At 63.1% G+C, this 26,509-nt stretch carries 21 protein-coding genes; 14 read left to right on the top strand and 7 right to left on the bottom strand.

Features of this window, described 5'->3' with window-relative positions; translation table 11 throughout:
* Positions 1 to 327 precede the first annotated feature (327 nt).
* The 3 genes from VOI18_RS14000 to VOI18_RS13990 are packed head-to-tail and all read left to right on the top strand — an operon-like array spanning position 328 to position 5,005.
* Complete coding sequence (locus tag VOI18_RS14000; protein WP_323763037.1) at positions 328 to 2,124, top strand: FAD-dependent oxidoreductase; 1,797 nt, start codon at positions 328 to 330, stop codon at positions 2,122 to 2,124.
* Positions 2,121 to 3,956 carry a 2-oxoacid:acceptor oxidoreductase subunit alpha gene (locus VOI18_RS13995; protein WP_323763036.1) on the top strand — a complete coding sequence of 612 codons (1,836 nt, stop codon included), beginning with the start codon at positions 2,121 to 2,123 and terminating at the stop codon, positions 3,954 to 3,956. The genes VOI18_RS14000 and VOI18_RS13995 overlap by 4 nt, the downstream gene beginning before the upstream one ends.
* Positions 3,953 to 5,005: a 2-oxoacid:ferredoxin oxidoreductase subunit beta gene (locus VOI18_RS13990; RefSeq protein ID WP_323763035.1), complete on the top strand. Its 1,053-nt coding sequence runs from the start codon at positions 3,953 to 3,955 to the stop codon at positions 5,003 to 5,005. The genes VOI18_RS13995 and VOI18_RS13990 overlap by 4 nt, the downstream gene beginning before the upstream one ends.
* A gap of 3 nt (positions 5,006 to 5,008) precedes the next feature.
* On the opposite strand, the gene VOI18_RS13985 is transcribed toward VOI18_RS13990, so the two are convergent.
* Both VOI18_RS13985 and VOI18_RS13980 read right to left on the bottom strand, forming a co-directional pair.
* A complete protein-coding gene (locus VOI18_RS13985; protein ID WP_323763047.1) occupies positions 5,009 to 5,566 on the bottom strand; it encodes a helix-turn-helix transcriptional regulator in 558 nt (185 codons plus the stop codon).
* 148 nt (positions 5,567 to 5,714) lie between these two features.
* Positions 5,715 to 6,842 (bottom strand): hypothetical protein, encoded by a 1,128-nt coding sequence (locus tag VOI18_RS13980; RefSeq protein WP_323763034.1) that lies wholly within the window; start codon positions 6,840 to 6,842, stop codon positions 5,715 to 5,717.
* 233 nt (positions 6,843 to 7,075) lie between these two features.
* Between VOI18_RS13980 and VOI18_RS13975 the strand changes: the two genes are divergently transcribed.
* Genes VOI18_RS13975 through VOI18_RS13965 form a run of 3 tightly spaced genes read left to right on the top strand, consistent with a single transcriptional unit; the run spans position 7,076 to position 9,035 of the window.
* The gene (locus VOI18_RS13975) at positions 7,076 to 7,720 is read left to right on the top strand and encodes a helix-turn-helix transcriptional regulator (protein ID WP_323763033.1); all 645 of its coding nucleotides are present in this window, start codon (positions 7,076 to 7,078) and stop codon (positions 7,718 to 7,720) included.
* 3 nt (positions 7,721 to 7,723) lie between these two features.
* Entirely contained in the window at positions 7,724 to 8,371 is a 648-nt protein-coding gene (locus tag VOI18_RS13970; protein WP_323763032.1) for a helix-turn-helix transcriptional regulator, read from the top strand.
* 43 nt (positions 8,372 to 8,414) lie between these two features.
* A complete protein-coding gene (locus tag VOI18_RS13965; protein ID WP_323763031.1) occupies positions 8,415 to 9,035 on the top strand; it encodes a helix-turn-helix domain-containing protein in 621 nt (206 codons plus the stop codon).
* 57 nt (positions 9,036 to 9,092) lie between these two features.
* Here the strand turns inward: VOI18_RS13965 and VOI18_RS13960 are convergent, their stop codons facing one another.
* Together VOI18_RS13960 and VOI18_RS13955 are read right to left on the bottom strand one after the other, a co-directional pair.
* Positions 9,093 to 9,533, bottom strand: coding sequence for a hypothetical protein (locus VOI18_RS13960; RefSeq protein ID WP_323763030.1), 441 nt, complete (start codon positions 9,531 to 9,533; stop codon positions 9,093 to 9,095).
* A gap of 157 nt (positions 9,534 to 9,690) precedes the next feature.
* On the bottom strand, positions 9,691 to 11,394 hold the full coding sequence (locus tag VOI18_RS13955; RefSeq protein ID WP_323763029.1) for a M28 family metallopeptidase: 1,704 nt from the start codon (positions 11,392 to 11,394) through the stop codon (positions 9,691 to 9,693).
* A gap of 202 nt (positions 11,395 to 11,596) precedes the next feature.
* On the opposite strand from VOI18_RS13955, the gene VOI18_RS13950 reads away from it, so the two are divergent.
* Both VOI18_RS13950 and VOI18_RS13945 read left to right on the top strand, forming a co-directional pair.
* On the top strand, positions 11,597 to 13,333 hold the full coding sequence (locus tag VOI18_RS13950) for an MFS transporter (protein ID WP_323763028.1): 1,737 nt from the start codon (positions 11,597 to 11,599) through the stop codon (positions 13,331 to 13,333).
* Positions 13,333 to 14,205: an alpha/beta hydrolase gene (locus VOI18_RS13945; RefSeq protein ID WP_323763027.1), complete on the top strand. Its 873-nt coding sequence runs from the start codon at positions 13,333 to 13,335 to the stop codon at positions 14,203 to 14,205. Before VOI18_RS13950 ends, VOI18_RS13945 begins: the two co-directional genes overlap by 1 nt.
* Here VOI18_RS13945 and VOI18_RS13940 read toward each other — a convergent pair whose 3' ends face one another.
* Both VOI18_RS13940 and kdsB read right to left on the bottom strand, forming a co-directional pair.
* A complete protein-coding gene (locus VOI18_RS13940; protein WP_323763026.1) occupies positions 14,206 to 14,838 on the bottom strand; it encodes a histidine phosphatase family protein in 633 nt (210 codons plus the stop codon).
* Positions 14,838 to 15,617: a 3-deoxy-manno-octulosonate cytidylyltransferase gene (kdsB, locus tag VOI18_RS13935; protein WP_323763025.1), complete on the bottom strand. Its 780-nt coding sequence runs from the start codon at positions 15,615 to 15,617 to the stop codon at positions 14,838 to 14,840. Before kdsB ends, VOI18_RS13940 begins: the two co-directional genes overlap by 1 nt.
* 192 nt (positions 15,618 to 15,809) lie before the next feature.
* On the opposite strand from kdsB, the gene VOI18_RS13930 reads away from it, so the two are divergent.
* Genes VOI18_RS13930 through argC form a run of 3 tightly spaced genes read left to right on the top strand, consistent with a single transcriptional unit; the run spans position 15,810 to position 19,089 of the window.
* The gene (locus VOI18_RS13930) at positions 15,810 to 16,823 is read left to right on the top strand and encodes an N-acetylornithine carbamoyltransferase (protein ID WP_323763024.1); all 1,014 of its coding nucleotides are present in this window, start codon (positions 15,810 to 15,812) and stop codon (positions 16,821 to 16,823) included.
* Positions 16,820 to 18,145 carry an acetylglutamate kinase gene (locus VOI18_RS13925; protein ID WP_323763023.1) on the top strand — a complete coding sequence of 442 codons (1,326 nt, stop codon included), beginning with the start codon at positions 16,820 to 16,822 and terminating at the stop codon, positions 18,143 to 18,145. The genes VOI18_RS13930 and VOI18_RS13925 overlap by 4 nt, the downstream gene beginning before the upstream one ends.
* Positions 18,142 to 19,089: an N-acetyl-gamma-glutamyl-phosphate reductase gene (gene argC, locus VOI18_RS13920; RefSeq protein WP_323763022.1), complete on the top strand. Its 948-nt coding sequence runs from the start codon at positions 18,142 to 18,144 to the stop codon at positions 19,087 to 19,089. Before VOI18_RS13925 ends, argC begins: the two co-directional genes overlap by 4 nt.
* Here argC and VOI18_RS13915 read toward each other — a convergent pair.
* Positions 19,068 to 20,648: an ArnT family glycosyltransferase gene (locus VOI18_RS13915; RefSeq protein ID WP_323763021.1), complete on the bottom strand. Its 1,581-nt coding sequence runs from the start codon at positions 20,646 to 20,648 to the stop codon at positions 19,068 to 19,070. The two genes, argC and VOI18_RS13915, sit on opposite strands and share 22 nt — an antisense overlap.
* A 324-nt stretch (positions 20,649 to 20,972) precedes the next feature.
* Here VOI18_RS13915 and VOI18_RS13910 point away from each other — a divergent pair, with 324 nt between their 5' ends.
* The 3 genes from VOI18_RS13910 to VOI18_RS13900 all read left to right on the top strand — a co-directional run bounded on the left by VOI18_RS13910 (position 20,973) and on the right by VOI18_RS13900 (position 26,508).
* The gene (locus VOI18_RS13910) at positions 20,973 to 24,173 is read left to right on the top strand and encodes a TonB-dependent receptor (protein WP_323763020.1); all 3,201 of its coding nucleotides are present in this window, start codon (positions 20,973 to 20,975) and stop codon (positions 24,171 to 24,173) included.
* A gap of 121 nt (positions 24,174 to 24,294) precedes the next feature.
* Positions 24,295 to 25,308 carry an agmatine deiminase family protein gene (locus tag VOI18_RS13905; RefSeq protein WP_323763019.1) on the top strand — a complete coding sequence of 338 codons (1,014 nt, stop codon included), beginning with the start codon at positions 24,295 to 24,297 and terminating at the stop codon, positions 25,306 to 25,308.
* 3 nt (positions 25,309 to 25,311) lie between these two features.
* Complete coding sequence (locus VOI18_RS13900) at positions 25,312 to 26,508, top strand: serine hydrolase domain-containing protein (RefSeq protein WP_323763018.1); 1,197 nt, start codon at positions 25,312 to 25,314, stop codon at positions 26,506 to 26,508.
* Position 26,509 lies beyond the last annotated feature (1 nt).

Genomic DNA, 26,509 nt, shown 5'->3' with positions numbered 1-26,509 from the left:
CTGCGGCTGTAGGGGTATCCGGGCTCTCAAGCTGGCTTTGTCGGCGGGGGCAGGTGTTGTCCGGGCATTGAGGGAATTGGCTTTCTGCCCCGTGTGCAGCCTTGCCCCTGCTCCTGCGAGCGGAGGAATCGGGTTCATGGGGCGCGTTACCGTGACCATATTGCAATTCACTCGCACTAACAAACAAAGCCGTGCGCAATCGGTCGCTTAAGGGGGAAATTGCTTGACCCTTGGCGCGTTCAGCATGTGAGTATGGGGTCAATTCTGCGACCCTCGACGGTCGCCGGCCCATACAGACAGAACGGGTGAGAGCCCGGGGTGAGGAGCATGAAGCCGACCGATACGCGCGATCCCGACTATTTTCACAAGGTCGTGGATTGCCAATGGGCCTGTCCGGCACACACGCCGGTGCCCGAATATATCCGCCTGATTGCGCAAGGTGAGTTTACCGAAGCCTATCTCGTCAATCGTCGTTCCAACGTCTTTCCCGGCATTCTCGGTCGGGTCTGTGACCGCCCCTGCGAACCGGCCTGCCGGCGCGGCCGGGTCGAGGAGGAGCCGGTCGCGATCTGCCGCCTGAAGCGGGTTGCGGCCGACCATCGCGACGAGGTCAAGCATCTCGTGCCGCAAAAGCCGGCCGGCACCAATGGCAAGAAGATCGCCCTGATCGGCGCCGGTCCGGCGTCCTTGACAGTGGCCAATGATCTCGCCCCGCTGGGTTATGAGTGCACGATTTTCGAGGCCCATCACCGTCCCGGCGGGCTGATGATCTCCAACATCCCCTCCTTCCGCCTGCCCGAGGAAGTGCTGGACGAGGAGATCGGTTATATCCTCGACCAGGGCGTCGAGCTGAAAACCGGTCACCGGATCGAGAGCCTGAAGGCCTTGAGCGAAAGCGGCTATGATGCCGTCTTCATCGGGTCCGGCGCGCCCAAGGGCAAGGACCTGAAGATCGAGGGCCGCGACGAGGTCGATGCCAATATCCATATCGGCATCGACTGGCTGGAAAGCGTTGCCTTCGAGCATGTCGAGGCCATCGGCAAGCAGGTCCTGATCATCGGCGTCGGCAACACGGCGATGGATTGCTGCCGCACTTCGCTGCGCCTTGGCGCCGACGATGTGAAAGTGATGGCCCGCAAGCCGCGGCAATTCTTCAAGGCTTCACCCTGGGAGCTGGAAGACGCCGAGGACGAGAATGTCGAGATCCTGGTCAATCACTCGCCCAAGCGTTTCGTGGTCGAGAACGGCCAGCTGACCGGCATGGAATTCGAGCTGATGGAGTATCAGCTCGATGAGGACGGCCGGATCACCGACACCAAGATAACCGGCACCAGGATCATTCCCTGTACCGACGTGATCCTGGCCATCGGTCAGGAGAATGCCTTTCCCTGGATCGAGCGCGATATCGGTATCGAGTTCGACAAATGGGGCGTGCCGGTCGTCGACGAGACAACCTTCGAGTCCACCAGGAAGGGCATCTTCTTTGGCGGCGACAGTGCCTTTGGCCCCAAGAACATCATCTGGGCGGTCGAGCACGGGCACCAGGCGGCGATCTCGATCCACAAGCATTGCGAGGCGAGCGACCTCAAGGCCCGCCTGCCGCGTGGCGTGAACCTGCAATCGGCCAAGATGGGCGTGAATGAGTGGATGTATTCCAACAGCTATACCGGCGAGCATCGTCGGCAGATGCCGTTGGCCGAGCTCAAGGCACGCCTGTCCAACCGCAAGATGGAAGTCGAGACGGGCTATACCGCCGAGCAGATCGCGACCGAGGTCCAGCGCTGTCTGAATTGCGATGTCCAGACCGTGTTCGAGGCGCCGCTGTGCAAGGAGTGTGATGCCTGCATGGACATCTGCCCGGTCGATTGCCTGTCGATCGTGCCGGTTGCCGAGGAAGCACAGCTGCGCCAGTCGCTGCGCGTGCCCGCCCATAACAAGGATCAGGACCTGTTTGTCTCCGAGCCGCTGAAGGATACCGGGCGGGTCATGGTCAAGGACGAAAATCTCTGCCTGCATTGCGGCCTGTGTGCCGAGCGCTGTCCGACCGCCGCGTGGGACATGCAGGATGCCGACATCTTCATTCCGCATGTCGACGATGAAACGAAGAAAGTGGCCGCCGAATGAAGGATCTCGTGGACGTTTCCAGCGAAGTGCGGGTCAACGACTTCGTCATCAAGATCGGCAATGTGAACGGCACCGGGTCGGCCTCGGCCAATGGTCTCCTGATGAAGGCGATCTTCCGCATGGGCGTGCCGGTGGTGGGCAAGAACCTCTTCCCCTCCAACATCCAGGGCCTGCCTACCTGGTATGAGATCCGCCTGACCAAGGACAGCTACATGGCGCGCTCGGGCACAGCCGAGTTCATCGTCGCCATGAATGCCGAGACCTACCGCCAGGACCTCGCCGAAGTCTCACCCGGCGGTTACCTGCTGTACGACAGTACCTGGCCGCGCCCGGACCTGCATGCCCGCGCCGACGTCACCGCAATCGGTGTGCCGCTGGCCCGCCTGGTCAATGCCGCCTTCGACAATGCCCGCACCCGCGTGCTGATGAAGAACATGGCCTATGTCGGTGCCGTCGCCGGACTGACCGGCCTCGATGTCGAGGTGATCCGCGGTCTGGTGAAGGAGATGTTCGGCACCAAGGAGCATCTCATCGACGCCAACATGAAGGCGATCGGCCTGGGCCTTGATTATGTCCGCGAGCACCATCCCGACCCGCTGCCGCTGCGCATCGAGCCGATGGACAAGACGGCCGGTCACATCATGATCGACGGCAATACCGCCGCGGCCTTGGGCTGTGTCTATGCCGGCGCCACCTTTGGCGCCTGGTACCCGATCACGCCGTCGACCTCGCTGATGGATGGCTTCAAGGCCTTTTGCGAAAAATTCCGAGTTGATCCGGATACGGGTGAAAAGAATTTCTGCATCATCCAGGGCGAGGACGAGCTGGCTTCGGTCGGCATGGCCATCGGCGCCGGCTGGAATGGCGCCCGCTCCTTCACCCCGACCTCGGGTCCCGGCATCTCGCTGATGAGCGAGTTCATCGGCTTTGCCTATTATGGCGAGGTTCCGGTGGTGTTGTTCGACGTCCAGCGGGCAGGGCCCTCGACCGGCCTGCCGACGCGGACCCAGCAATGCGACATCACCCTGGCGGCCTATGCCAGCCATGGCGATACCAAGCATATCCTCCTCTTCCCGGCCAATCCGAAGGAATGCTTCGAGATGGCGGTGCAGAGCTTTGACATTGCCGAGCGCTTCCAGACTCCGGTCTTTTTCATGACCGATCTCGATATCGGCATGAATGACTGGATGATCCCGGAGCTGGAGTGGGATGACAGCTACCAGCCCGATCGCGGCAAGGTGCTGACAGCTGACGAGATCGAAAAGCTCGAGAAATTCTATCGCTATGAAGATCGTGACGGGGACGCCATTCCCTGGCGCACCTTGCCGGGCAGCCATCCCAAGGGCGCGTACTTTACGCGCGGCTCCGGCCATAACTGGAAGGGCGGCTATACCGAGGACAGCGACGAGTACAAGGAAGTGCTCGACCGGCTGACCACCAAGTGGAAAAACGCCGCCAATGCCGTTCCTGCACCGGTCATCACGCGGTGTGGCCAGGACGCGCGGCGGGCGATCATCTCGGTCGGCGGCTGTGATGGCGCGGTCCTGGAAGCGCTCGACCGCTTCGCCGAGAATGGCGTGAACCTGGATTACCTGCGTGTCCGCGGCTTCCCCTTCAATGCCGAGGTTGATGCCTTCATCGACCAGTATGATGAGGTCTTCGTGGTCGAACAGAACCGCGACGGCCAGCTGCGCAGCCTGCTGGTCAACGAGACCGAGGCGCCCAAGCACAAGCTGGTCCCGATCCTTGATTACGCCGGCATGGCGGCCAATCCGAAATTCATCATCGAGGGCATTTCCGCCCATCTGGAAGCCCTGGGAGACGTCGCATGACCTCCATGAGCAAACCCTTCATCGACAAGCACCTGCCCAAGAACAAGCTGGGCCTGTCTGTCCGCAACTATGAAGGCGTGATGTCGACCCTGTGCGCCGGGTGCGGCCACGACTCGGTCACCGCCGCCCTGGTCCAGGCCTTCTGGGAACTGGATCTGGCACCGGAGAGCGCGGCCAAGGTCTCCGGCATTGGCTGTTCGTCCAAGACGACCGCTTACTTCATGGGCCAGTCGCACGGCATCAATTGCGTACACGGGCGCATGCCGTCCGTGGCGACCGGCGCCAACGCGGCCAATGGCGATCTCAATTATATCGGTATCTCCGGTGACGGGGATTCCCTGTCGATCGGCTTTGGCCAGTTCGCCCATGCCATCCGGCGCAATCTCAACATGCTGTATATCCTCGAGAATAACGGGGTGTACGGCCTCACCAAGGGCCAGTTCTCGGCCGCGGCGGACTATGGCTCGAAGTCGAAAAAGGGCCTGGCCAATGACCAGATGCCGATCGACCCGTGTGTCCAGGCGCTCACCCTGGGGGCCGGCTTCGTCGCGCGCGCCTTTTCCGGTGACAAGTCGCAGCTGATCCCGCTGATCAAGGCCGGACTGAAGCACAAGGGTTTTGCCCTGATCGATGTGATCTCGCCCTGCGTGACCTTCAATGATCACAAGGGTTCGACCAAGAGCTATGCCCACACCTACAAATACTACCATCCGATGGTGCACACGGACTTTGTCGCCCATGCCGACGAGGTGACCGGCTCCTATGACCGGGATGGCGCCATGCGGGTGACCATGCAGGATGGTGGCGAGCTGTTCCTACGCAAGACCGACAGCGACTACGATCCGCGCGACCGGGCCCAGGCGATCGAAACCCTGATGATGAACAAGACCGAGGGCGAAATCCGCACCGGACTGCTTTATCTCAACAGCGATTTGCCGGACATGCAGGCGGCCAACAAGCTGCCCAAGATGCCGCTCAACCAGGTGCCTTATGAGCGCTTGAACCCGGGCAAGGCGGCGCTTGCCAAACTGCAGGCCCGCTATCGCTGACGGTCAACCATCGGTGACATGATCAATGCGCGGCGTCGCGGCTTTCGCTGCGGCGCGCGCGGCCGGGCTGTCGTCCAGACGGGCCAGCGTGATGTGGACAAAGCCGGCACCGGTTTCGTCGCGGATCGGTGTGTAGCGGACCTGCCAGAAACGATCGGGATGGGCGTGATCGACCCAGACAGACGTCGCTCCAAGAATGTGTCCGGTGTTGAGTCCGTCCCGGGTCAGCGCGTCGAGGTCGCCGCTCAGTCGGCGCAGGGCGGGCGTGTCCGTCAGACGCCGGGAGCCGGCCAGGAAATCACGTGCCATGACCTCGCTGACGGCCGCGACGTCGGGCCCGTCGACACCGGTCTGCAGCAGCAGACACGGGAACGGGCTGTGATCGACCGTGGCCCGCAGGTCGTCGAAGAGGGAGCGGGTGCGGGGGTCTTCGGCCAGTTTCATGATCGCGGCGGCGACCGGCTCAGGCGGCTGGACAAGGCCGGATTCCAGCCGTGACACATAGGTCTGGCTGACTCCGATGAGCTCTGCCATTGCGCCCTGTTTCAGCCGCAACCGCATCCGCAAGGCGCGGGTCTTCTTTGCCCAGTCCGTGTCCAAGATCGAATTCTAACCCCTTTGAATCTAGGGATTATCTTGCCGTCCAACGAAGATGAATGAGCACTCATAAAATATGAATAGACCACATCCGGCCGGGTGAGAGGGGAGCCTAGAAACCCAGGGCCCGGGCGACATAGCCGGGCAGGTCGGCCATCAGCTCGGCCAGCTCGCCGCGCGCCCAGGCGGGCAGGAAGATCGCCAGGACGACACTGATCAGAAGCCCCAGGAAGGCGCGCAGAACGTCCGAGGTCACGTCCCACAGTGCCGCCAGCCTCGACCGCAGGCCGGCAACATAGGCGATGGCGATTTCGCGACCGGCCAGCATGCCAAGGAACACCCAGGTCGTGCTCATAGGCACGTCATTGAGCTCCTTGAAAATGAACAGGATAACGCCGTAGATGAGGTCGATGGCCGTCGCGGCGCGGATATCGGTCGAGTTGGTCTTCGACAGGACGATCTTCTGGATTTCGCCCCCGCGATTGCGGAAGATGATGGCGTGCAGGGCCAGCATCACGACCGTCGCAAATACCAGCAAAACCGGGGAGAAGGTGACCTGGGTCTGCAGGACCGCAACGCCCTCCTGCATCACCGGCAGGCCGGCGCTGTCCAGAACCGGGACCAGCTCGGTCGTGCGTGGCAGGAAGATGAAAATGTTGGCGAGGTCCTGCATCAGCCATTGCGACCACAGGAAAGCCGTGGCCGCCCATTGGGCGACATACCAGACAGGATGATGGGGTTGGTCCTTGGTGCGGTCGATCCAGCGCTCGAACAGTCGCGCGACGACCATGTAGACGAAGAAGGCCGCGCTGATCGCCACGATGTAGCCCAATGCCGACTTGGTCAGCATTTTTGGCAGCACGCCTTCGGTATTGGCGCCGCCCGTGAGCGCGAAGATGGTCAGGACCAGGAAGGTCGTCGAGACCGGGATGCCATAGCGGGTCAGGATCAGCAGGAAGACCGGCGGTATGGCATGCCACCATTGCACGCCGCCCTCGGGGTAGGGCAGGGAGTTCAGGCGTCCAAAGGCAATGTCGCCGCCATCGCCGAAATAACCCCACAGCATGACCGCCACGATGATCGAGCAGGCATAGGCCCACAGCACCCACCAGGACCGTTTCGCGTTGGAGCTCAGAAAGGTGCCCAGCGTCTGGATGGCGTCATTGGCGACGATGGAATACGCGGCGATGAGAAATCCGAGGATCGAGAAGATCCACACAGTCGTGCTCAGATCGGCCATTGCCCGCTACCCTTTGAGACGAAACCCCGCGTCACGTAGCAATGAGCAGCGCGATCAATCAATCAGCGAGGCACAGTCGGGCGACTTTTTCGCACAAGTGTCGCAAACCATGGCGCGATTGCGACCATTTGGTTGCGTCAGGCTCCAGTCTTCACATCGAGGCGCAAATGCGTTATAAAATATAACCGCCGATGACCGGCACCGGCGCGCCCTCTTGAAATGGAGAAGCGCAAATGTCCGCTCCCCTGCCGACCATTGACGTACAGGCCATACACTGGCCGTCCGTCATTCGACATTACCGACTCTCAAAGGGCCTCAAACAGGCCGCGCTGGCGCATGATCTGGGCGTGACCCAGACCATGGTCTCGCGCTGGGAGTCGGCGACCGCCATCCCTTCGGCGCGGATCCAGGCCCGGCTGTTTGATCTTTACTGGGCCTCCCAGGCGTCGGTGTCGCGTGATGTCTGGCTTGACCGTATCGAGCGCCACCCGGCGGTAGTCGGCGTGATCAATGCGGCTGGCCGGATGGTCCGGGCAAGCCGCGGATTTTGCCGGACGTTTGATTGTGACCGCCACGGGCTGGAAGGGCGCTACCTGCATGAAGCGTTCGAAGGCGACTGGGCCGGCCTGTATGACACGCTGGCCGCATCGGGTCTGTTTGAAGGCCGGGTTTCATCGGCGGAAAGCATGGATACCGTGACATTCCACGACCGCGACGGCGCCCGCCGGACCCGGCATGTTCACGGATTGCACCGGCCAAGCTTCCTGCCGGGTCCCGAAATCGTCTGGCTCCTGTCCGGCGCAGAAGTTTCGGAACGGGTGCGCGACGATGTCAGGGCCCGCCTTGGCGGCCAGCTGATTGTCCGCAAGGCGATCTAGGCAATGGCGGGCGGTGATCAATCCAAACCGGGCGATGTCACCATCTGGCGCAATTTCCTGCGTCGCTACCGATTCACCAACAATATCAAACAGGCGGCTCTCGCCGATGATCTGGGGGTCACCCAGGCGATGGTGTCGCGCTGGGAATCCGGTGCGGTCAGTCCGGCCGCAGCAATGCAGGACCGGATACGGGCCCTGGCCGGCGCATCCGAGGCAATGGCGTCGCCCCTGGTCGGTTGGCGCCAGCATGTCGCCGCCCAGCCCGGCATGGCAGCAGTGGTGAATGCCGACGGTGTTATCGAAACGGCCAGTCGCGGCCTGGCCCGCGAACTCGAACTGCCGCGCGGCAGGATTGAGGGGCAGGGCATCGGGAGCCTCTTTGCCGGCGACCTTGTCAGCCTGTACAACACCCTCATCGCAAAAGGTTTCTTTGACGGCGCGCTTGAAAGCGTCGAAAGTGCGGACGTGTATTGTTTTGCCAGACCACGGAAAAATCGCGATATTGGGCCGGTACATGGTCTGCACTGGCCACATCGGGCTGAAGACAACCGGGTCCGCTGGATGCTGACCGGGGCGAGGATCAGCCAGACGGACTTTGAAAGCCTGCGCCGGGAGCTGGGCGGGCAGGCCGAACTGACAGCGCAGGATTGAACCTGCAAGGGGGGCGGATTTGGTTCACGATATGAAATTGTCGATGACGTCGAGCAAGGTGAACTGGCCGTCGGTGATCCGCAATTTCCGGATGTCCAAACGGCTTAAACAGGCCGCACTGGCCGGCGATCTCGGCGTCACCCAGGCCATGATTTCACGCTGGGAGAACGGCGATAGCGAACCGCCGGAACGTATCAAGCGGCGCATGGCCGAGCTGGTGCAGGATGCATTTGTGGTCGCCCCGGCGCCGACCTGGGTCGACCTGGTCTCGCTCAATCCGACCGTCGAGTTCGTGACCGACTCCATGGGTATGATCAAGGCCATTTCTCTGGGCGCACTTGATCTGTTCGGTATCCGGCGCAACGAGATCGAAGGCCGCAATGTCCGTGATTTCGTCGGGGGAGACTTTTCGACGGCGCTGGAGCAATTGCGGGCCGAGGGCATGTTCCAGAACAATCTCGCCTTCGCCCAAAGCATCGGCACGCTGGAGGTCAATGTGTCGGCTGGCATGCAATCGCTGCTGTGCGACTTCATCCACTGGCCCCGCATTTCCGAGGCCCGCACCGTCTATTGCATCCACTCCGGCGCGACGCTCGACGAGAAGCGCTATTCGGCGCGCCTTGAAGAGCGCGGTGACAAGGTCGTGGTGCGCCGGACTTTCTGATCCGGCCCGGCATTCCTGTTCAAGCCGGGCCGGGAGCCGTGGCCTGGGCTCCGGCGGCTATTCCTCCGGTGGATTCAGGCCTACATAGGTCATTTCGACACCCAGATAGGCCTGGTTCGGGATCCAGCATGTCTTGTCGGACCGCTCGGTCATGTCGATGGTCTCCCCAACCACATAGTCCGGCCATGCATCACAGTGGGCGTCTGACATAAAAGTCACGGAAACCGTCATCGCCCCGGTCGCGTGGTCAATGCTCCAGGTTCCGGGGAACTCTTCGCCTGCCAGTGAAAAATTCGCCATGCCGCCGCTGCTTCCCGACGTGCCCAAGCTGGGATCAGCGGGCATCAGTCGGGCCCAATCGTAGTCGCCTGCGGGCGTTCCGTCGTGGCTGATGGTGAAATACTCGCCCTCGGGCATGTTGACGTCCTGGGCATGGGCGGCCCCGGAAAGGCTGAGCCCGACCGCGGCCACGGCCAATGTAGCGCTGAAAATTTTCATTATTTGTCCCCTGAACAGCTTTTCCACTCGGGCAGGACGATAATGCGATTGGATTAATCTCCGGTTTCAGATCGGGCGCTGATGTCCGGGATATCTGCGCGATCAAAAAAGGGCGACCCGCAGGGCCGCCCTTTTCCATCTGTTCAGCCCGTCAGGACTACTCGCCCATCTGCGCGTCGCGCAGGGCGCGGAACTCATTGCCTTCATACCAGTTCGGCCAGTCGTCGGAATTCGCCAGACGCGAGCCGACATTGAAGAAGAGCGTCGTGTCCTCGACCATGCCGGACATGTCCCAGTCGGCGGAGTATTCGTCGGCCGGACCGTGATAGCGATTGGCACGGTAGTCCTCGCCAGCCGCCATTCCGGCCTCGCTGCCACCCTCACGCAGGTCGAACCCGCCATCGGCGTAGAGCATCGGCACGCCCTGCTTGGCCAGCGAGATATGATCCGAGCGGTAGAAATAGCCCGCTTCCGGCGTCGGATCGGCGACGATGTAGCGATCCTGTTCTGCGGCGGCCTCTGTCAGGATATCTTCCAGCTCCGAGGCGCCATGGCCGACCACGACCACATCGCGTGACCGGCCCGACGGCAGGATGGCGTCGATATTGATGCCGCCCACGGTCTGGCCATAGGGCACGATCGGGTTTTCACCGTAATAGGCCGAGCCCAGCAGGCCGGACTCCTCGGCGGTGACCGCCAGGACCATGACCGAACGCTCCGGCGGATTGGCCGCGAAGGCTTCACCGATTTCGAGGATGGCCGCGGTGCCGGTCGCATTGTCGACGGCGCCGTTATAGATCCCGTCCTCGCCCTCGGGCACGTCGCGGATGCCGATATGGTCCCAGTGCGCGGTGTAGAGCACGTATTCGTCCGGACGCGTTGTTCCCGGCACGATGCCAACGACATTGCGGGACTCCATTGTCTCCGTCGTGTTGACCAGCGTGCCGGAGGCGGTCAGTCCGGTCATCGGCACGGCTTCAAAGCCCGGTTCGGCGGCGGCAGCGGTCAGGGCGTCGAAATCGAGGCCGGCGAGGCCGAACATCTGCCGGGCCCGGTCTTCGGTGACCCAGCTCTCGATATCGGCGAATGTGCCCTGGCCCGGCTCGCGCGCCAGATCCAGCTGGGTGCCCGACCACGAGCCCGAGACCACGTTCCAGCCATAGGAGGCAGGCGCCGTCTGGTGGATCAGGATGACCCCGGCCGCGCCCTGCCGTGCCGCTTCTTCATACTTGTAGGTCCAGCGGCCGTAATAGGTCATGGCATTGCCGTTGAAGAGGCCGCTATCCGGATTGGCATAGCCGGGGTCATTGACCAGCATGACGACCGTACGGCCCTCGACATCGAGGCCAGCATAGTCGTCCCAGCCATATTCCGGTGCCACAACGCCATAGCCGACGAAGACCAGCTCGCTTTCGGTGATGGCGATGTCGGACGAGTTCAGTTTGGACCAGTAGACCACATCCTCGCCCATGCTCAGACCGAGCGGCTCACCCTCGAAGGCGACATCAAAGCTGGACTGTTCGGCGTCCAGAGTGACAGCGAGCAGCGAGACCGGCTGGAAATAGCTGCCCTCATAGCCCGGTTCCAGGCCGATACGAGCCATCTCGTCGGCAATCCACTGGCTGGCGGCAATGCCGCCCGGCGTTGCCGGAGCGCGGCCTTCAAAGCTGTCATCGGCCAGGGTCGAGATGCGATGACGCAGGTCGGCCTCGGTGATGGCGACGCTGGTCATGCTTTCGGTATGGCTGGCAGCCCCGTCACCGGACGGCGCGGTGGCCGCGTCGGTGCCGTTGTCACTGGCTGGGGAGCAGGCGGCGATCGTCAAGCCGATCAGCGCCGCGGGAATTCCGGTATGTTTCATCTCAACCCCTATCAATCATTGGGCAATGCCCGATTTGTGTGCAACATCGTGCCTGCGTCGCTGCGCGCTGCAAACTAGCGCAGGCAGGCGTCGGATGGAAATCGGGTTTGACCAAACCTGAATGACCATTCATGTTTGCGTCGATGGAGAGCGACGTATCGCATGGTCGGACAACGACCGGCAGGCCTTGAGGGGAGACATCATGGCGAGTGAAAACGGGGACGGTGCATCCGGCGCCGCGACGAAAACCAGCAAAGGGTATCGCAATCTCGTGATGCTGCTGCTGTTTCTGGTCTACACCTTCAATTTCCTGGATCGCCAGATCATCTCCATCCTCGCCATTCCGATCAAGGAAGACCTCAATCTCACCGACGAGCAGCTCGGTTTGCTCGGCGGTATTGCCTTTGCGCTTCTGTACTCGACACTGGGCGTTCCGATCGCCTGGTTTGCCGATCGCATGAGCCGGACCTGGATCATGACCGCCGCGCTAACGGTGTGGAGCGGCTTCACCGCACTGAGCGGTTTTGCCCAGAATTTCACCCATCTTTTCCTCGCACGCGTCGGCGTCGGCATTGGCGAAGCAGGCGGGGTGGCCCCGGCCTACACCATCATCGCCGACTACCACCCGCCGAGTGAACGGTCACGAGCCCTGGCGATTTACTCGCTCGGGATTCCGGTCGGCAGTGCTTTTGGGGTCATTGCCGGTTCGCAAATCGCCGGTGGTGGAATCTCCGATGCGCTGGATTGGCGCTCGGCCTTCTTCATCGTCGGCATCGCCGGAATTGTGTTGGCGCCAATTTTCAAACTGGTGGTGCGTGAGCCCAAGCGTGGCCAGTTTGACAGTGTCCCGACCAAGACCGCCCAGGCCAAACAGGAAGTCGGCGTCTATCCGGCGCAGAAAGCCCGCATTCTTTCCATCGCCGGAGCGGTTATCTTTACTCTGCCGAGCCTCCTTTCCATTTTCAATATCACCGTATTTGGCGCGACATCGCAGCAGTCCATTCCGCTTTTGCTGGCGGCCGCAGGCGTTGGCGCCGTGTCCGGCTGGATGGCCGGACAATGGGTCGCCCGCACCACCAGCCCGTTCATGCTGATGCTCGGACTGACCGTACTGATGCCGTTGTCCGCCCTGGTCGCCTGGATCGTGCCGGCGATCGGCGGCGAAGGTCTCTCGGCGGCCGCCATTGGATGGCTGACCGGGCACGCGGTGGCGGGCTTCCTGATCGGTGCCTTCTTCGCCGCATTCCGGGATTTCATGTCGCTGGCGCTCGAAAAGCCGAGCTTCTGGCTGATGATCATGGGCGCCTCGGCCTCGTCCATGATGGGCTATGGCGTGTTTTTCTGGCTGCCTTCCTTCTTCTCGCGCAGCTTCCAGCTGGGCCTGGTTGAAACCGGCTGGCTGTTTGGTGGCGTATTGTTCGTGGCCGGCAGCCTGGGCATTTTCCTCGGCGGTGTGATGGGCGATGTGATGGGCAAGGCCAAACGGTCTGCCTTCGCGACCGTACCGGCCATCGCCTTCCTGTTGAGTGCTCCGCTCTACTGGGCCGGTATCATGGCGCCGTCGCCGATGATGGCAGTGATCATCCTGTTTATCCCGACTGCGCTGGGTCTGGCGTGGCTGGGTCCGGTCCTGTCCGCCTTCCAGCACCTGATGCCACCGCACATGCGTACCAGCGCCTCCTCGGTCTTTCTGCTGATCAACAACCTCTTGGGCATTGGCGGCGGCGTGTACGTTCTGGGTCGTGTGTCGACCGTGCTGCAGCCGACCTTCGGCGATGGTTCGCTGCGAATCTCGATCGTGATCGGTGCCAGCCTCTACCTGGTCGCGGCCTTCTTCATGTTCTGGGCGTCGCGCTATCTGGCACGGGATTGGGAAGGCGATGGCAAGACCGTTCCGGTCCCCCAGGTCGAACCGCCGTCGGAGGCTGAACCGTCCTGATGACTGACGTGCACTTCACTGATCATTTCTTCGAGACGGCGGATGGTCCGCGCATCCACTGGCGGGACTATCCGGCGTCCGGCGGGGAAAGCGGCCTGCCGGTCATCTGCCTTCACGGGCTGACCCGCAATGTGAGGGATTTCGAAGACCTTGCGCCGATGATCACGGCGACCGGCCGTCGGGTCATCTCGATCTCGGCCCGTGGGCGCGGCCAGTCGGACCATGACCCCGTGGTCGCCCGTTACCAGCCTCCAACCTATGCCGACGACGTGATGGCGCTCATGGCGTCGATCGGGCTGACGAGCGCGGTCTTTGTGGGGACATCGATGGGCGGGTTGATGACCTTCATCATTGCCGACCACCAGCCGGGCCTAGTTGCGGCCGCCGTGATCAATGATATCGGGCCCGAGATCAACAGCGACGGGCTCGACCGTATCAAGTCGAATGTCTCCAGCCGTGAGCCGGTCACCCGCTGGTCCGACGCGGCGGCGCGAACGCGGCAGTCGAACCTGGCCGCCTTCCCCAAGCGCGACAGCGATGTGGCCTTCTGGGACGACTTTGCCCGCAAGACCTGGGATGAGCGTGAAGATGGCAGCATCGCGCTGGCCTATGACGGCGCGCTGGTTGACCAGATGGATGAGGGTGGACCACTGCCTGATCTCTGGGCTTTCTGGACGCCCTTTGCCGACATTCCGACCCTGGTCGTGCGCGGCGGCATATCAGACCTGCTGACGCCGGCAACCGTGGCCGAAATGAAACGTCGCAAACCCGACCTGGCAACGGTCGAGGTGCCCGATGTGGGGCATGCGCCTTTCATCACCGAGCCGGAAGCGTGGCAGGCCGTCGAAGCCTTCCTCGGACGGGTCGACTGATCAGCTGAAATGTCGGGTGATGAGGTCGGCGTCCGGCTTCTCGTTCCAGAACAGGCGTGATCCGGTCGCGCCGTCGAGTTCGGCGGAGCACAGATTGCCGGTCTTTACCTTGGCATTGCCATCATTGCCGCTCAGTGCCGCGTGCATGTAGCGCAAAATGCCGTTCGAGGTGATCACCAGGGCAAGGCCTTTGGTTGATGCCGCGTCGGCCATGGCGGCGAGGGCGTTGGCCTTGAGCTCGGAATCTGACGGTGACCAGTCGACCCCGTCCGGGCGGGTATGGCGCTTGTCCCAGCAATCCAGCGCCTCCTGGCCGAATTCGGCAATGATCTGATCATTCGACTTGCCGCCCCAGGACCCGTAATCGATCTCGGTCAAACGGGGGTCGATCTCGATTTCGCCGGCAAAGCCGGTCAGTCCGGCGACGATCTCTGCCGCCCGGCGGGTCCGCTTGAGGGGGCCGCAAATGAGCCGGGCGGGGATGACACCGGCCGCCTTGAGGGCCTCGCCCAAAGCGCAGGCCTGCGCCTCGCCGCTGTCGACCAGGGGCAGGTCTTCCTTGGCCCCGACCCAGACCGGCGTGTCGCCGGGGCCGAATGTATTGCCATGGCGGGCGAGCAGGATCCGTCCCATCAGACCAGCTCGCCTTCAGCCGCGATGATGCCCTCGACCCGGACGGCGTCTTCCGGCGCGTCCACCGACCAGGCCGAGCGGCCGCGATAGTCGGTCAGCACAACCCGGATCGGGATGCCGTTTTCCAGCGCTCGCAATTGCTCAAGGCTCTCGGTTAGCTCGAACGGTGTCGGTTCCAGCGCGACCAGCTCTTCCAGCGTGTCGCGGCGATAGCCGTACAGGCCGATATGCTGATAGGTCGGCGCGCCCTCATCCGGCTTGCGGCGGAAGGGGATGACATTCTTGGAGAAATACATCGCATCCATCGCCTTGTTGAAGACAACGGTGGTGCCCGAGGCAGAACCCTTGGCCTTGTCGGCGCGCATGCGGGCTTCGGTCTCGGGCGGCAAGGCGATGGCGGGGGTGGCCATCTGCAGGGCCGGGTCAGCGCGCAAGGTCTCGGCGACGCCGCCGATCACCCAAGGCGGAATGAGGGGCGCGTCGCCCTGCACATTGATGACGATCTCGGCGTCGCTGTTCAGCCGTTTCACCGCGTCCAGCGCCCGCTCTGTTCCGTTACGGCAGGCAGGGTCGGTCATGACGGCTTCGCCGCCGGCGGCTGCGACCGCGTCCATGATCCGCTGATCGTCGGTGGCGACCACAACCCGGTCGACACCCGGTGCCGCGGCGGCGATGCGCCAGACCCGTTCGATCATCATCCGGCCGGCGATCATCGCCAGCGGTTTGCCGGGGAAACGGGTCGATCCGTAACGGGCGGGAATGACGGCGAGAACGGACATCGGCGATCCTCAATTCCTGTGATGACCGGCTTGTTCCACACACCGGCTGCAATTTCCACTCCCGCATCCGGCCTGACAGGTCCCGAGGCTGGATTTTTCCGTGCGCCGCGTGCACGGATGTCCTAGAGAGTGCGGGCGCGCCGCTTGGCCTGCGCACAGATTTACCCCTCAAACCGCCAGCAAGGACCGGACATGCGCCATTTCCTTTCGACCGCAGATTGGACCCGCAACGAACTTCAGGGCCTGGTCGACCGAGCCAGCGCTTTCAAGTCCGGCACGGTCAGCCGATCACTCGAAGGCAAGTCGGTGGCGCTGGTTTTCTTCAACCCGTCGCTGCGGACGCGGACCTCCTTCGATATCGGCACGCAGCGCTTGGGCGGTCATGCCATCGTGCTCGACGCCAAGGGCGCGACCTGGCCGATGGAGTTCGGTGAGGGCGCGGTGATGGATGGGGACAAGGAAGAGCATGTGCGCGAGGCCGCGCGGGTGCTGTCCTCCTATGTCGACCTGATCGCCATTCGCTGCTTCCCCGAATTCAAGGACTGGCAGTCCGAGCGCGAGGATCCGCTGATCGAGGCGTTCGCAAAGCACGCCACCGTGCCGGTCATCAACATGGAGACCATCGTCCATCCCTGTCAGGAGCTGGCCCACATGCTCGCCCTGCAGGAGCGGATGGGGCCGATCGCCGACAAGACCTATCTTCTGACCTGGGTGCCGCATCCCAAGCCGCTCAATACGGCGGTGGCCAATTCATCCCTGCTGATCGCCTCCAAATTCGGCGCCAATGTCCGCATCCTGGTGCCCGATGAGGCCTATCGTCTGGACGAGCGCTACATGTCGGCGGCCGAACGCTTTACCGCCGAGGGCGGGGGTTCGGTGAGGCTGACGACCGATGTCGAGGCCGCCTATGACGGCGCCGATGTGGTCTATGCCAAGAGCTGGGGCGCGCTGCCGTTTTACGGCAATTGGGGCGAGGAAGCCCCGCTCCGGGCCAAGGGTGCCGGTTTCATGATCACGCCGGAGAAGATGGCGCTGACCAATAACGCCGTCGTCAGTCACTGCCTGCCGATGCGCCGCAATGTGAAGATCGCTGACGCGGTGGTCGACAGTCCCGCCTTCATGGGCATCGAGGAGGCGGCCAATCGCCTGCCGGTACAGATGGCGGTGATGGAAGCGCTCGCCTCACAACCGGGAGGGTCGGAATGAATCCGAACGCACCGGGTGTCCGCCAGACCATCGTCCAATTGCTGTCGCACATGCGCGACGGCAAGGAGATCCGTGAATACCTGCACCGCTTTTCCGGCATCGACCAGGAGCGCTTTGCGGTCATCAAGGTCGGTGGCGCGGTCATCCGCGACGACCTGAACGGGCTCGCATCGGCGCTGGCCTTCCTGCAGACGGTCGGGCTGACACCGGTCGTCGTTCATGGCGGCGGTCCGCAGCTCGATGCGGCGCTGGAAGCCGCCGAGATCCCGACCGAGCGCGTCGATGGGTTGCGGGTCACCCGCGACAAGGCGATCCCGATCATCCGGGACACGCTGACCCAGGCCAATTTGGCCCTGGTCGACGCGATCCGTGATGCCGGCGGACGCGCCGCCGCAGTTCCGCGCGGGGTGTTCGAGGCCGATCTTGTCGACGTTGAACGGCTGGGCCGGGTCGGCGAGCCGAGCCATATCCATCTCGATCTGGTGGGTTCGGCGGCGCGGGCCGGGCAGGCCGCGATCCTCGCCTGCCTCGGCGAAACGCCGGACGGCACGCTGGTCAATATCAATGCCGATGTCGCCGTGCGGGCGCTGGTCCACGCCCTGCAGCCCTACAAGGTGGTCTTCCTGACCGGCACCGGCGGGCTTCTGGACGAGGATGGCGACATCCTGTCCTCGATCAACCTGGCGACCGATTTCGGTGATCTGATGCAGGCTGACTGGGTCAATGGCGGGATGCGCCTGAAGCTGGAGGAGATCAAGCGTCTCCTCGATGACCTGCCGCTCTCTTCATCGGTATCGATCACCCGGCCGGCCGAACTGGCGCGCGAGCTGTTCACCCATGCCGGGTCGGGCACGCTGATCCGCCGCGGCGAGCGGATTGTCACCACTTCCGACAAGTCGACCCTCGATATCGGCCGTCTGGACGAGCTGGTCAGGGCGGCGTTCGGGCGACGGGCGGTTGCTGGCTATTGGGACCGCCTGGACATCGACCGGGCCTTTGTTACCGAGAGCTACCGCGCCGCGGCGATCACCACACGTCTGGACGGCTGGATCTATCTGGACAAGTTTGCGGTGCTCGACGAGGCCCGTGGGGAAGGGCTCGGCCGGACAGTGTGGAACCGTCTGGTCGACTATGCGCCGCGACTGATCTGGCGCTCGCGTACCAGCAATCCGGTCAATGGCTTTTATTTCGAGGAGTGTGACGGCGCGGTGCGGCGTGACGAGTGGACCGTGTTCTGGCGCGGCGAGATGGGTCCGGTCGAAGTGGCCGCTGTGGTGGAAAGAGCCTTCTCCCTGCCGCCGACCCTGGAGGCGCCGCAATGACCGTCCGCCGTGTCGGTCTGGTCGGTGCGCGCGGCCATACCGGACGGGAGCTCTTGCGCCTGATCGGGGCGCGCGGGGATCTGGAGCTGGCCTTTGCCAGCTCGCGCGAATGGGCCGGTCGCCCGGTCGCGGAGATGGCGCCGGAAATCACCACTGGTCTCGAATTTGAAGCCCTGACCCCGGACGCAGTCAGTGCGCGCGATGTGGACGCGGTTATTCTCGCCCTGCCGAACGGAGCCGCAGCCCCCTTCGTGGCCGCCATCGCCGAGGATACCGTGATCGTTGACCTGTCGGCTGACTATCGCTTCGACGCGTCCTGGACCTATGGCCTGCCGGAGATTTACGGCCGGGACGGCCTCACCGCTGCCCGGCGGATCGCCAATCCGGGCTGTTATGCGACGGCGGGCCAATTGGCGATCGCCCCGGTTCGCGGTCGTCTGGCCGGTGAAGCGCATGTGTTCGGCGTGTCCGGATATTCCGGCGCCGGCACCGCGCCATCCCGCAAGAATGACGTCGAGGCCCTCGCCGACAATCTCATGCCCTATGCGCTGACCGGCCATCTGCACGAACAGGAGATGACGCGTCACACCGGCGCGACGGTACGTTTCACGCCGCATGTCGCGGCCTTTTTTCGCGGCATTGTCGCGACCACGCACCTGACGCTGCAATCGCCGATGACGCCAGACGCGGTGCGCGGGGTGTACGAGCACGCCTATGCCGGCGAACCGCTGGTGCGGGTCACCGCCGATATTCCAGAAGTCCGGGACGGCGCCCGCCAACCCGGCGCGGTGGTGGGTGGTTTCGGCCTTGGCGGGGACGGCCACCAACTGGTCGTGGTCAGCGTGCTCGACAACCTGCTCAAGGGCGCCGCCGTTCAGGCCATGCAAAACCTGACGCTGGCACTGGGTCTGCCGGAAGGCCGTTACCGCCCTTCGCCGCTGTAACCGCGCAGCGGGGTTGTCCTGTCGGCTTCGTCATGCGCCTGCCAGCGGATCTCGTAGGCCTCGTCACGCTCGACCCGCTGATAACCCTCGGCTTGCCAGAGCGTGAAGTCGCGCGTGTAGGTGCCATCGAGTGGAATGGCGAGGCGGCCGACGGGCTCGAAGACGTCGAAATCCTCACGCATTCGCGGCACTTCGCGAGGCCGGTTGGAGATCACCAGCAGACGTCCGGCCTGCCCTTCGGACAGCGGCCAGACATCTTCGGCGTGATTGGACGGTCCGGCGAACCGCAACCACATCGCCATGCGGCCTTCCAGCTGCGGCGCGTAGCGCTGCATCTGGTGGAAGGCATTGCGGTCGTCGAACACGATCATCGCATAGTCGTCCGCCTCGGCCGCGGCGATGATCTGTTCGGCGGTGACGTCCCAGGCCCGGATTCGCTTGGTCGCGTTTTCCGCGCCGACGGCAACGACCAGCGCCGGGCTGGCCGCCAGGGTGATGATTGTCAGGCCGATCACCGTGTGCAGGCCGATCGAACCGAACAGGGCCCAGCGACGCCATGTTGCACCGCGCAACAAGAACCCGACTACGAGCAAGGTTCCCGCGACATAGGTCGCGGCGGCCCAGTTGGCATGGGCGCGGGAAATGAAGGCCTGCACCGCAACGACGGCCAGCGGCGGCAAGGCGTAGAGCACCAGGAGCCGCTGGTCCGGGGCGGCACGCAGGAATTTTCCGAGGGTGAGGCCGAACAGGGTCACGAGCACGCCGAAAGTGACCGGTCCGAAGACACCGGGCTGGGCGATCAGGAATTCGAACAGTTCGCCCGGATGGAACAGCTCGCCACCCCAATTGGCATTGGCGGCGGTATGCGTGACCGTCGCGAAATCATGGGCCGCGTTCCAGGCCAGGTTGGGAGCCAGCAGCGCGAGGAAGATGGCGAGGGTCGCGGCACCGCGCAGGCCCAGCAAGGCCCGCCGAGCCGGCGCGTCAAACACGATCGCCAGTGCGGTCGAGACCAGGAAATAGATCATCGCGTATTTGGACAGGAACCCGAATCCGAGGGCCAGGCCGAGTCCGGCCGCGGCACCCCAGCCCCCATCCGCGCGCAAGCGGAGCAAGGCATACAAACCGCCCGACCAGGCCAGGAAAAGCACGGCATCTGTAGAGATCACAACGCCGGACACCCAGATCGCGGGCATGGTGAGATAGAGGGCGGCGGCCCAGAATCCGCTGCGTTCATCCCAAAGCTGGCGGGCGCTCAGCATCAGGAAAATCGCGGTTCCGGTATGCAGCAGGGTCGCCGGCAGCCGGATCGCGAAATCGCTGTCGCCCAGCAGGCCGGTCGACAGGCTGATCAGCCAGGCGATCATCGGCGGCTTGGAGTAGTAGCCCCAATCGAAATGGCGCGACCAGACCCAGTATTGGGACTCGTCCTGGTAGAGGGACACGGGGCTGATCGCCAGCGCGATAATGCGCAGGACCGCGAAGCCGATGATCAGGGCGATCGCGGCGCGCGTCCAGGTGTCCCGACTCAGCGGAGAAGCAGTGGGTGACTCGGGCATGATGGGTCCGGAAGGCTGCCTAAAAGTGTTACATTTTCGCCGCAGGCTATGCGCTTTTCGACTCCGACCGTAAAGAGCCGTGGGGATAAAATTCTTCGTCCGAAATCTGCAAACGTCGCGGATTTTGAGGTTTTGTGCGGCTGCACACACATATCTTGCGGTTTGTTGCGTTCGCGAAGGGTGTTGATGGCGGTCCTCGAAGCGGCGACTGTCACAAAAGCTTCGCGCTGGTGTCTTGGAAAGTTCGGCCGCCCGGCGTAGACGGCGCTTGCTTCGCTCGGGGAACTCACTCCTCGCTCTTCGGTTTATCGGGGGACATGATCAATGTCTTTTACTAAGAAACTTTCTCTCGGCACGGCGGCCATCGCCCTGCTGGCCGCGGCTCCGGCTGCTGTTTACGCGCAGGAGACCACTGGTGGTGTCCGCGGCACCGTCAGCGCTGACGGTGCACCGGTCTCCGGTGCATCCGTTGTCGTCACGCACGTGCCGTCCGGCTCCGTGTCTCGCGTGACGACGACCGCCAACGGTGGCTTCAATGCCCGCGACCTGCGCGTCGGCGGTCCTTACACGGTCCGTGTCGATGCAGCCGGCTATGGCAGCCAGATGGTCGAGGATGTCTACCTCGCGCTCGGCGCCCCGGCCAACCTGCCGATCGTTCTGACGTCCGGTGCCGCAGACGTGATCGTCGTCACCGCTTCCGCCAGCATGTTCACCGATATCGAAACCGGCCCGTCGGCGCGTTTCACCGCTGACGACATCAACGGCCTGCCGTCGATCTCGCGCGACCCGCGCGACGTGGCTCGCCTGAGCACTTTCGCCAATCTCGACCCGGAAAACTCTGACGCCATCTCGCTGGCTGGCTCGAACAACCGTTACAACTCCTTCACCGTGGACGGTGTTGCGCAGAATGACCTGTTCGGCCTGAACTCCTCGGGCTTCCCGTCCGAGAACCGCGGTCCGGTTTCGATCGACGCCCTGGCGGCTCTCTCGGTCGAGATCGCTCCGTTTGACGTCCAGTATGGTGGTTTCACCGGCGGCACGATCAACGCCGTGACCCGTTCGGGCGAGAACGACCTTCACGGCTCGCTCTACTACTTCCGCACGGATGACAGCCTGATTGGTGACAGCAGCCGCGGCCGCGCCATCAATTTCAGCGAATTTGCCGAAGAGACCCGCGGTGGCTGGCTGTCCGGCCCGATCATCGAAGACCGTCTGTTCTTCTTCGTGTCTTACGAAGAATTCGAGCGCGCACAGCCGCTGTTCAATGGTCCGCTAGGCTCAGGTGCCCTGAATGAGCGCAGCGGCATCACTCAGGCTGACATCGATGAAATCATCAATATCGGTAATACGGTCTATGGTCTCAACCTGACCAACTTCCCGGATGCCAGCCTCGGCAGCCTCGACGAGAAGCTGCTGATCTCGCTCGACTGGAACATCAACGAAGATCATCGCGCCAAGCTGACCTACAACACCAATGATGGTGGCTCGGTCCAGGAGCGTTCTGACCGTGCGGACCTCGGCACGCCGTCGACCTGGTACAATCGTTCCGAAGCCACAGAGACCCTGTCCCTGCAGGTCTTCTCTGATTGGTCTGACAACTTCTCCACCGAGCTGACCATCTCCCAGTCCACCCAGGACACCGGTCAGGACTCGGTAGACGGTTCCGATTTCGCCCAGATGGATATCGAGCTGGCAAGCGGCAGCGTTGTGTCGGTCGGCCCGGATTTCTTCCGTCACGCCAATGCGCTGGCCAATGAAACCTTCCAGTTCAAGCTGCGCGGCGAGTATGTCTACGACAACCACGTCATCTCTGGCGGCTATGAGCGTCGTACCCAGGACATCTTCAATCTCTTCGTTCCGGGTTCGGAAGGCTCCTATGACTTCGGTTCCGTCAATGATTTCCGGAACCAGGTTGCTGACAGCCTGTTTTACCAGAACGCAGTCACCAACGACGAAAACGATGGTGCAGCTGCATTCTCCTTCACGCTCGATACCCTTTACCTGCAAGACGAAATCGATGTCAGCGACCGCCTGACGGTGGCGTTCGGTGTTCGTTATGATCGCTACTCCACCGACGATGCTCCGACCGCCAACGCCAACTTCCTTGGCCGTTACGGTTACAGCAACGCCGGCACCATCGATGGTCTTGACGTGATCATGCCGCGGGCCTCGTTCAACTATGAAGCTCCGTTCACCTATGATGCCAGCTTCGCTGACTTCTCGGTCACGGGCGTCACCCTGCGCGGTGGTATCGGCCGCTTCTCGGGCGGTAACCCGCTGGTCTGGATTTCCAACACCTACTCGAACAACGGCGTCAACATCGACAGCGTCTTCGTGCCGGGCCCGATCACCAATGTGGACGCCTACAATGTCCCCGCTGGTGCCCAGGGTGCCCTGACGGCCGGCGACGGTTCGGTCAATGCGATCGCTCCGGGTTTCGACATTCCGTCGACACTCCGTGCCTCGCTGGGTGCGGACGTGATGTTCGACATGTTCGACAGCAACGACTGGATGTTCACCGTGGAATACCTCCACGACGAGCAGGCCAATGCGCCGTTCTGGTATGATGCCAACTGCCCGGCAAACGGAACGTCGCCGGTCGACGGACGCCCGATCTACAACTGCAACACCGACCGCCAGGACATCGTCCTGACGAGTGTTGACTTGGGTCAGTCCGATATCTGGTCGTTCGAAGTCGAAAAAGACTTCGACAACGCGATCAGCTTCTGGTTCGGCTATACCAACCAGAATGTCGAAGATGCCCACTCCGGAACGTCGTCGACGGCAACGTCGAACTACTCGGATTACGCATCGTTTGACCGCCAGAACGCCCGCGTTTCGACGTCCAACTATGAAATCCAGCATGACTTCAAGCTGCGTCTGGGTTGGTCTCACGCCTTCTACGAAGACTATGAGACCCGCGTCGAGATGTTCGTGAACCACCGTTCCGGCCGTCACTTCAGCTACACCTATGACTACTCGAACGGCAATGCGAACCAGTATCGCAACCAGTCGCCGTTCGGTATTCACGAGAGTGCCGCTGACGATGAGGGAACGCTGCTCTACGTGCCGATGACCGATGGCACGGGCAATGTGACGCTGACGTCTGACCCGCTCATCAACTACACTGCGGGCTTCGACATCACCGGGTTCAACGAGTACCTGCAGCGTACCGGCCTGATCAATTATGCGGGCGAAATTGCTCCGCGTAACGGTTTTGACAGCCCGTGGTCGACCCGTGTCGACATGCGCTTCCAGCAGGAAATCCCGGCCTTCTTCCCGGCCGCGGCTCGCGGTGTCTTCTACATGGACATCGAGAACTTCGGTAACCTGCTGAACGAAAACTGGGGTCGATTCGAGCAGGTCGGCTACGAGTACTTCCAGCCGGTCGTCGAGATCGACAATATAGACCCGGTTTCCGGTGCCTACCTGTATGACGACTTCCGCGGTGATGCGGCCTCCGAATCGCGTGTTTCCACGTCTTCGGTCTGGCAGGTCCAGTTCGGCGTGCGCTACCAGTTCTAATCGACCGGTAACTCACGAAATGATTGGAAGGGCGGCTCTCGGGCCGCCCTTCTTTTTTGCCGCCACGCCCCGGCCTTTTTGCGGCTCGCCAAGGTCTTGGCTGCATGATAGATGCGCGGCCATGACGAAGACCCTGCCCCACGAAACCGCCCGCCAGTCCCGCCTGTTCACCTGTTGGCCGTCCGCTGCCGATTTGTGGGAGGAGAATCTGGAACCGGCACAGACCGAGTTCGGTGCCTTCCTGAAGGCCGTGACCGCGCCGTCGGCGGCGGGTGTGACACTGGACCTGATCATTCTGGCGGCGACCGACCAGGCCGAGGCGTCTGCCAAGCGGGCCCTCGGCGACCGGGCAACGGTCGTCCGCGCCCCGTTCGGCGATGTCTGGGCCCGTGACACGGGTCCTGTCTTCCTGCGTGATGGCGGCGAGGCGGTGGCGGTTCGTTTCCGCTTCAATGGCTGGGGCGGCAAGTATGAGCTGCCGGGCGACGATACGATTGGCGGCGTCATCGCCAAGCTGGCCGGCGCCACCGAACGCCGCGTCGATCTGGTCGCGGAAGGCGGCGCTCTGGAGTTTGACGGCGAGGGCGCCGTGTTGACCACCCGCCAGTGCCTGCTCAACAGCAATCGCAATCCGGGCCGCAGCGAAGCCGAGGTCGAAGCCGTGCTGAAAGAGGCACTCGGCGTCGGGAAAGTATTGTGGATCGACGAAGGCCTGCTGGCCGACCACACGGATGGCCATGTCGACAATATTGCCCGCTTCGCCGCACCCGGCGTGGTGGTCTGCCAGAGCCCGTGGGGCGATGATGATCCCCAGGCCGAAGCGCTGGACGCCATTGCGGCCCAACTGGCCGGGATGACGGACGCCCGCGGCCGCCGTCTGGACGTCCGGCGCATCCCGTCACCGGGCCGGGTTGATCTCGGCGATGGCGATATAGTGCCGGCCAGCCACATGAACTGGGTCATCGGGCCCCGCCATGTCGTTGTCCCGGTCTATGATCGGGCGGCAGGCGATGCCGCTGTTGCGGCCTTGCGTGATATTTTCCCGCGGCATGAGGTGGTCGGCGTTGCATCGCGTGCCATACTCACCGGCGGAGGGGCATTTCACTGTGTGACCTGTCACCAAGCCGGAGAGTAAGGATTGATCCGAACCGTTCTGACCGCCGCTTTCAGCCTGACCCTGTCTGCCCTCGCGGGCGCACAGGGGCCTGAGCCGCTGACCGCCGCGGCGGCGCCATCCGGTCTGGCGGATCCGCGGGCGGCCTACCCGTATCTCGACAGCCTCGAAGCGCGTCTCGACAGGGCCATGTCTGACCGGCGCATTGTCGGTCTTGTCGCGGCGGTGATCGAGCAGGGCGAGCCGGTTTTCGTCTATACCCATGGCGAGACGTCGGCCGGCAGCGGCGATGCGGTGACGCGGGAGACCCTGTTTCGCGCCGCCTCGGTCTCCAAAACCTTCACCGGCACCCTTCTTGGCATGCTTGAGGCGGAGGGGGTGATCGATCTGGCGGCGCCGGTGCCTGGCGATGTCCTGCGCCTGCAGGGCAGCCGGCAGCCCACGCTTGAGGAAATCGCCAGCCACCGAACCGGTCTGCCACCCAATGCCTATGACCTTGACCTCGAGGCCGGCCAGTCTCCGGCCCGTATCCGGACCCGGCTGGCTTCGGTCGATCTTCTGTGTCCGGTCGGCGATTGTTATACCTATCAGAACATCGCCTTCTCGGCGCTCGAGACCGTGGTTGCCGAAGCGACGGGCGAGGACTTTTCCCTGACTTTGCGATCCCGCCTGCTCGAGCCGCTTGGCCTGCCGGCCGCCTCGGTCGGCTCGGCGGCGCTGACAGCGTCGCCCTCCTGGGCCAGGCCGCACAGTGGCTGGCGGCGGTTGATCAATATTCCCGGTGACCCGGCGACGCCCTATGACCGAATTCCCTCGGCCTCCGGGCTCAACCTGTCGCTTGATGACATGATCGTCTGGGCGCAATTGCATCTGGGCACCCGGCCCGGCTTGTCCGACAGTGTGCGCGGCCGGATCCATGCGCCGCTGACGGTGACCCTGCGGGAGACCCGCCGGCTGGGCGATCTGCGCCAGCGCGTCGACCAGACCTGGTACGGGCTGGGTTGGCGCATCTATGACTGGGAAGGACGCACCCTGGTCCTGCACTCAGGCTATCTGTCCGGCTATGGCGCGCAGATCGTGCTTGAACCGGAGACGGGTTTCGCTTTTGTAGCGCTCTGGAATTCCGACAACCGGCCGGCCTGGTGGCTGTGGCCGACGGTTATGGATCTACGCACGGGCAACGGGGCGGGCAGCTGGCTCGACCGTTTCGAAGAGGACTGAG

The organism is Maricaulis sp. (assembly GCF_034670125.1).
In the GTDB taxonomy this organism is placed as follows: Bacteria; Pseudomonadota; Alphaproteobacteria; order Caulobacterales; family Maricaulaceae; genus Maricaulis.
The sequence above is the reverse complement of the archived record's forward strand: the minus strand, read 5'-3'. Positions and strand labels throughout refer to the sequence as shown.